Consider the following 6,845-nt stretch of genomic DNA (forward strand, 5'->3'; position numbering starts at 1 on the left):
ATGCTCCACTTCGGGATCGTGGATCGCGTCCGGCTTTTGCGCCCGGGCCTGTGCTCAGCATGCTCCCCCCTCCGTCACCTGTCAAGAAGGTGACGGAGGGGGGAGCCGCCTTCGGGCTCTGCCCTCTTGACGTGGGGGAAGGCACTTCCGCCTCGACGGTGGACGTGAACTCGGAGCGCCTCCGACCACGTCCTCACGATGTGAAAAGCAGATCAACCGCCGACAGGCCTTTACTCGCTGCGAAGGACTTCATGCACAGACGCAGAGCCGGCCGGGTCAGGGCCACGGTCGGTGCCGTGACCGTCCTGTCCCTCGGGCTGTTCACCCCGCCCGCACTCGCCGATCAGAGCGCCGTTCAGAGTGCGGCGGCCCCAGCGGGCCCGACGACGGCGTGGCGGGACGGTGTCTTCCAGGTCGACCGAGCCGCCGTCGTCCACCGGTCCGACGTGGTCCTCGGGCGCGCCAACTCCGAGCCCACCGAGTCGATGCCGCTGGGCAACGGCACGCTGGGTGCGGCGGTGTGGGCAGCCGACGGCCTCACCGCGCAGCTCAACCGGGGCGACACCTTCCCCGACCGCAGGTCCCCGGGCCTGGTGACCATCCCCGGGCTGAAGGTCCTGACCGAGGCCGAAGACTTTTCGGCCCGTCTGGATCTCTACGACGGGGTGCTCACCGAGACCGGCGGTGGGATGACGGCGACGGTCTACACCCGCGCCGACCGTGACGAACTCGTGGTCGACGTCACCGGGGCGGACCCGGACAGTGCCCAGACGGTGCGTGGTGACCTCTGGGAGGGCCGTTCCCCGTCCGCGACCGCCTCCGGTGCGGTGGGCACCCTCGCGGAGACGTGGAGGGACGACGGCGGCGGTGGCAGTGGCGACACCTACGGGAGCCTGCTGGGGATCACCGCGGGTGGCCGCGACGTCACCTCGTCGGTGCCGGACGGCGACAGCGTGCAGGTCACCTTCCGGCCCGCCGCCGACGGCTCCTTCCGAGTCGTCGTCGCGGCCCCTCACTGGATCGGTGGCGACGCCACCGCGACCGCGGCCTCGTACCTGGGCACCGACGCGACCGCTTCGGTCTCGGCCGTGCGGTCCGCACACACCGCTTGGTGGCACGATTTCTGGGGCCGGGCCGGCACGATGAAGATCGAGTCGGCCGACGGCACGGGCGCCTACGTGGAGAACCTGCGAACGGTCTTCCTCTACCAGTCGGCCGCCAGCAACAGGGGTTCCCTGCCCGGCACGCAAGCCGGGGTCGCGGACCTCTTCGCCTTCACCCGTGACGAGCACGACTGGTCCCCGGAGAGCTACTGGTGGTGGAACCTGCGCATGCAGGCCGCCGCCAACCTGACCTCGGGCGTCTTTGACCTCAACACGCCGTTCTACGAGCTGTACACCTCCCACCTCGCCGACATCGAGGCGTGGACGAAGGAGCACATGCCGGGACACGTCGGCGCATGCGTCCCGGAGACGATGCGTTTCAACGGCAACGGCTACTTCGACGGCGGTACCGGCAACGCTTCGTGCGAGGCGAGCGTGACGTCGTACAACGCCCAGACGGTGTCCACCGGTGCCGAGGTCTCCCTGGCGCTGTGGCAGCAGTACCGGACCAGCGGTGACCTGGCGTTCCTGCGGGACGGCTACCCGCTGATGAAGTCGAGCGCGCAGTTCCTCCTGTCGTACGCGACGACCGGGAGCGACGGCCTCCTGCACACCCGGGCCAACGCGCACGAGACGCAGTGGGACGTGAAGGACCCCGTCACGGACATCGCCGCCATGCAGGCGCTCTTCCCCGTGGTCGTCTCGGCGGCGAAGAAGCTCGGTACGGACGCCGATCTCCAGGCGCAGCTGACGGCCGCGCAGGCGAAGCTGCCGCCGCTGCCTCGTACGGATGCCGCCACCCACTCCGAGGTCCTGTCTCCCGCGGCGGACTCCGAGGGCGACGACGTCGTCGCCCTGTCGGCCGAACCGGCCGCAGGGACGCACAACTCCGAGAACCTGGACCTGGAGCCGGTATGGCCGTACGGGCTGATCGGTGATTCCGGCACGCTGCACGACCTCGCGGTCCGGACCTACGACCACCGGCGCTGGCCCAACGACGCCAATTGGAGCTTCGACGCCCTGCAGGCGGCGCGGCTGGGCAAGGCGGACGCCGTCAAGGCCGGACTGTTGTACAACGTCACCAACCAGCTCTATCCCTCGGGCCTGACCAGCAACAACAATGTGCTGACCGGCCGTGAGCCGTACAGCGAGACGACCGGTGTGGTCACCGCCGCGCTCAACGAGGCACTGGTGCAGGACTACGACGAGGTGCTGAGGATCGCCCCGGCGGTGCCCTCCGACTGGGACGTGGACGGCACGGTGTCCGTGCACGACAACGCCAAGGTGGACGTGCAGACCCGTGGCGGCGCTCCTGTCACCGTCGCCCTGGAGGCCGGCTCGACCGCGTCCTTCGTCACCCGCAACCCGTGGCCCGGCCAGTCCGTCGGTGTCGTGGACGCGGCGGACGGTTCCACGGTCGTGGCCTATTCCACCGCCGCGCAGTTCACGCTCCCCGCCGTAGCCGGACACAGGTACCTCATCCAGCGGCAAGCGGCGCCGGTCACTTCGCTGCCCTTCGAGGAGATCGGCGGTGAACCGGCCGAACTGCCCAAGCACCTGTACAACACGCAGATCGGTCTGGACTTCCCCGTCTCCCCCGCACCGGCCGGCCCGGTCGGTGCGCTCACCGCGGTCGGTGCCACGTGCGTCGACCACGCGTCAGGTCTCGCGAACGGCACGGCGCTGCTGATCGGGGCCTGTGACGGTGGTGCCGGGCAAGTGTGGATCGCGGGCCGGGACGGGTCGCTGTGGGTGCAGGGCAAATGCGTGATGCCCGCGGGCAGGAGCGGTGCTTCCGGTACCTCGCTGGTCCTCGCGGCCTGCGACGGATCCACCACGCAGCAGTGGAAGACCGGCTCCGGCGGCACGCTCGTCGACCAGGCGTCGGGTCTGTGCGCGGAGGTCAAGGGCTCCGCCACGACCGCCGGCACGGCACTGGTCACGGCTGCCTGCAACACGGCGACCGCCGGGCAGAGGTTCGGCCTCCCCACCGCCCCGGCCGGTCCGCAGGGACACCTCACGGGCATCGCGGGCATGTGCGCGGACAGCGAGGGCGACAGTCAGACACCGGGTACCCATCTGGTTCTGGACACCTGTTCCTCCGCCGACTCTCAGCAGTGGAAGGCAGCCGTCGACGGCACGCTGCGTCTGTTCGACTCGCGGTGCATGACGCCGGAGGGCGGAGGCACCGCCGACAACGGCACCCAGGTGGTCCTGGAGATCTGCGACGGTTCCGCCGCGCAGCGTTGGCACGCGGGCGCCGACGGTGGTGTCGTCAACGACCTGTCCGGCCGCTGCCTGGACGTCAAGGACACCTCCTCGGCGGCGGGCGCCGTCCTGTGGCTGTGGAACTGCGGCCCGGTGACCGAGGCCAAGGTGTGGCAACTGCCGGTGGAGAAGCAGCCGGTCGGCCGGATCTCCGGATACGGCGGCAAGTGCGCCGACCTCGCAGGCGCGGGATCGACCAGTGCGGCCGGCACTCAGGTACAGCTCAACACCTGCGGAGCCGGAACCTCCCAGCAGTGGAAGGTAGCCGGGGACGGCACGGTGAGCGTGCTGGGCCGGTGCATGGCCCTCAAGGGCGGCGCCACGGCCGACGGCACCCGGGTCGTGCTGGCGGACTGCGACGCCTCCTCCACCGCGCAGCAGTGGAGCTGGGCCGCGGACCGCGGCCTGATCGCCAAGAAGTCGGGCACCTGCCTCGACGCCACCGGCCCCAGCTCCGCCAACGGCACCCCGTTGCAGATCTGGGCCTGCGCGGTCTCCGACAACCAGCGTTGGCAGTTGCCCGCGGGCGTGCCCACCGGTCACCTCACCGGCTTGGGCGGGAAGTGCGCCGACCTCGCCGGTTCGGGTTCCACGAACGCCGCCGGCACCGTCGTCCAGCTGAACACCTGCGGTTCGGGCATCTCGCAGGACTGGTCGACAGCGGCGGACGGCAGTGTCCAGGTCCTCGGCAGTTGCCTGGGGGTGGCGAACAACGCCACCGCCAGTGGCACCGCGGTGACACTTCAGGTCTGCAACGGCGGCACGGGGCAGAAGTGGTCCGCCGGCACCGACAGCAGCCTGGTCAACGTGTTGTCCGGCCGCTGTGTCGACGCCACCGACGCCAGCTCCGCCAACGGCACGAAACTGCAGATATGGACCTGCGGCGGCTCTCCACAGCAGAAATGGAGCCTGCCTGCGGCGTAGTCGGGGGCAGGACGGGGCCTGATCGTTCCGCCCTGCCCGTGCGGGCGCCCGCGTACGCGAGGCCTGTGTCTCTGCTCCGGTCCGCGGACACCGATGACGGGGCCGAGGTCCGGAGACAGGCTCATGCAGCACATGTATCTGACCTGTTCCGCCACTCCCCAGGGCATGGTTGAACGTGCCAAAATCTGCCGCATCCGTATTCGATCGTCCGAGTCGTGCCGGCATCCCCTTCGTCGGTACACACGTGAAAGGGAGGGGCGTATGTTCATGCCCAACGTGAGACTGCGTACCGTGGCAGTAGGGGCGGCCATGGCCGGAGCCCTGATCGGCCTCGGGGCCGGTGCGGCGGACGCCGCCGGCTGGCCGCCGCTGCAGGAGGGTGCGTACCTCTACTCCGGTACCAACGGATCGGGCGCGGTCACCGAAGTCGACCTCGGGGACCGAAACACGTGCCACGCGCTCTCCCCGTCAGCCCTCTCGGTCCAGATCGCCACCGGTTCCGCCTCCTTGGAGCTGTACTCCGGCAGTGACTGCACCGGCACGGGGTGGCGTTCCGGCACGCTGACCCAGACCAACCTCCCGCGGCCGATGCTGAGTTACCGGGTGGTCCCGGCGTAACCGGGGGGACACCTCTGCCCGAAGGTGCCTGCGGCGGCCGCCACGGCGCCGTGGGCACCTTCGCTGTCGCCCCACCCTCGCGTCCATGGGTTCAACGGCCGGGCAGCGGGGCGACCATGCGTTATTTCCGCGTCAGTGCGAGGCGTGAGCGCGTCAGGGTTCCGTCATGGCGGGCCCGGAAGCACCTTACTGGTGATGTCGTGTTCGGACCGGGCCGCGAGATATGTGTGAGTGGTTCCGGCCGTCCGTTTCGTGGGTCCGGGTCGGCTCGGCTCGTCCTGGCGAAACGCAATCAGTGAGGGGTTCGGATCGTGCCTGCTCCACCGCAGCCCGTGGGTGAGGGTGTCTCGGTGCCTTCCCCGCCGGACGGTTACCGCAACGTACCGGTGTCGGCTCCCCAGCCCGGCCTGCACGTTCCAGGCATGCTCCACGGTGGTCCCTCGGGTGGCGATCCCCTGGTCGTCGACTTCGGGGAACTGGCGCGGGCGATCACGGAAGCCGAGGAGGCGGCAGAGGCCGCCCATGACATCGCGGAGAGGCTGACGGGCGCGGTCGGCCGTTCCGGGCGGGCGCCCTGGGGTGACGACCCGGCGCTCGGGCAGACATTCGGCAACCTCTTCGCCGAACCCCGTGATGCGCTCGTCCGGTGTGCGCAGGAGCTGCCGGAGGTGTTCCGGAACGTCGCCGAGAAGCTCGGTTCCGTGGGCGCCGGCTTCCATGAGACGCAGGGGGCCTCCGAGGAAGCGATCTTCCTGGAGCGGTCCCGGTCCGATCGCATGCCCCTCTGAGAACGGCTCTTGTTCCGCATGGTAGACGCGCACCACATTCCTCCGGCGCTGCAGAATCTCCTGCTCATCACCACCGGCAACCGCTGGCCGACCGGCGACGAGACGGCGCTGCGGGCCGAGGCGGAGGCGTGGCGTGAGACGGCGCACGAGCTCCGGCCCCTCGCCGAGCGGGTCGACACCCTCCGAACCCGGTCGGCGCGAGCGCTCTCCGGTGCCGGCGGGGACGCCGTCGGTGCCTTCCTGGCCCGGCTCGTCGGCGGGCAGGAGAACGCTGAGTCCGACGCCGTACTGCCGCTTCTCATCGAAGCGGCCGAAGCCGCGGCAGAGGCGCTCGAAGAAGAGGCCCTCCAGATCGAGACGCTGCGTATCGAGATCATCGGCGCTCTGGTCGTCCTGTTCCTGCAACTGATCATCGACTCGGCGATGTGGATGTTCGGCGGAGCGGCCAAGGCCGCCGAGGACATCATCGCCACGAGAGTGCTGTGTCTGGCATTCCTTCGCCAGGCGGTCGCCCACATGCTGACGCGTCTGACCGAATCCGTCGTCGCCATGGTCGGCATGGCCCTGCTCGCGCAGATCATCGAGCTCGGCGAGGGGCACCGACACTCCCTCGACGGGCACGAGCTGAGCGTCGCCGCGGTCAATGGCGCGGTCGGTGCCCCCGTCGGCTTCGGCATGGGGCTGTTGGGCGGCTCGGCCATGGCCGGTCTGAAGAATCTTGCGAAGAAACCGTTCCTCACCAAGTTGCCCGGCCACATGCAGTCCTCGGTGAAGTTCGGTGCCGTCGTGGGCTTCAACGCGGGTTTCGGTGCGCTGACGGGCATGGCCGAGGCCGGCGCGCAGGACAGTGTCTACGGGCTGTCCGGCGACTGGGTCGCGGGCGCGGCCAACGGTTCCTACAACGCCGTATGGGGAGCCAGACACAACGCGCAGAACCCCGCAGGCCGCTTCGCGCTCTCCCCGGCCGAGCACTTGGAGGAACTGATCGACCATCACTTGGCGTCCCTCGGCAAGGATCCCGGCGGGAACACCGCCACGGGCGCCGTCCCGCCGCCCGTGGCGAGCCACGACCCGGACACCAGTTTCCTGGACCTGCGCCCGGACACCCCGGAACCCCACGACCCGGACATCAGTTTCCTGGACC

The 6,845-nt window shown here is 69.9% G+C and carries 4 protein-coding genes; all 4 read left to right on the forward strand.

Annotation, left to right across the window (positions count from 1 at the left end):
* Positions 1 to 251: 251 nt before the first annotated feature.
* The gene (locus ACWD3D_RS10740; protein WP_451460546.1) at positions 252 to 4,295 is read left to right on the forward strand and encodes a ricin-type beta-trefoil lectin domain protein; all 4,044 of its coding nucleotides are present in this window, start codon (positions 252 to 254) and stop codon (positions 4,293 to 4,295) included.
* A 267-nt stretch (positions 4,296 to 4,562) separates the two neighbouring features.
* Positions 4,563 to 4,913, forward strand: a complete 351-nt coding sequence (locus tag ACWD3D_RS10745; protein WP_451460547.1) for a hypothetical protein — start codon at positions 4,563 to 4,565, stop codon at positions 4,911 to 4,913.
* Between the two features lie 422 nt (positions 4,914 to 5,335).
* Positions 5,336 to 5,701 carry a hypothetical protein gene (locus tag ACWD3D_RS10750; protein ID WP_451460548.1) on the forward strand — a complete coding sequence of 122 codons (366 nt, stop codon included), beginning with the start codon at positions 5,336 to 5,338 and terminating at the stop codon, positions 5,699 to 5,701.
* Positions 5,702 to 5,719: 18 nt separating this feature from the next.
* A partial coding sequence (locus tag ACWD3D_RS10755; protein ID WP_451460551.1) for a WXG100-like domain-containing protein occupies positions 5,720 to 6,845 on the forward strand: 1,126 nt, incomplete at its 3' end.

The sequence above is a fragment of the Streptomyces sp. NPDC002690 genome, assembly GCF_053592415.1.

Coding starts and splice junctions, on each gene's coding strand:
- ACWD3D_RS10745 (WP_451460547.1), top strand. CDS start 4,563: ATGCCCAACGTGAGACTGCGTACCGTGGCAGTAGGGGCGGCCATGGCC.
- ACWD3D_RS10740 (WP_451460546.1), top strand. CDS start 252: ATGCACAGACGCAGAGCCGGCCGGGTCAGGGCCACGGTCGGTGCCGTG.
- ACWD3D_RS10750 (WP_451460548.1), top strand. CDS start 5,336: ATGCTCCACGGTGGTCCCTCGGGTGGCGATCCCCTGGTCGTCGACTTC.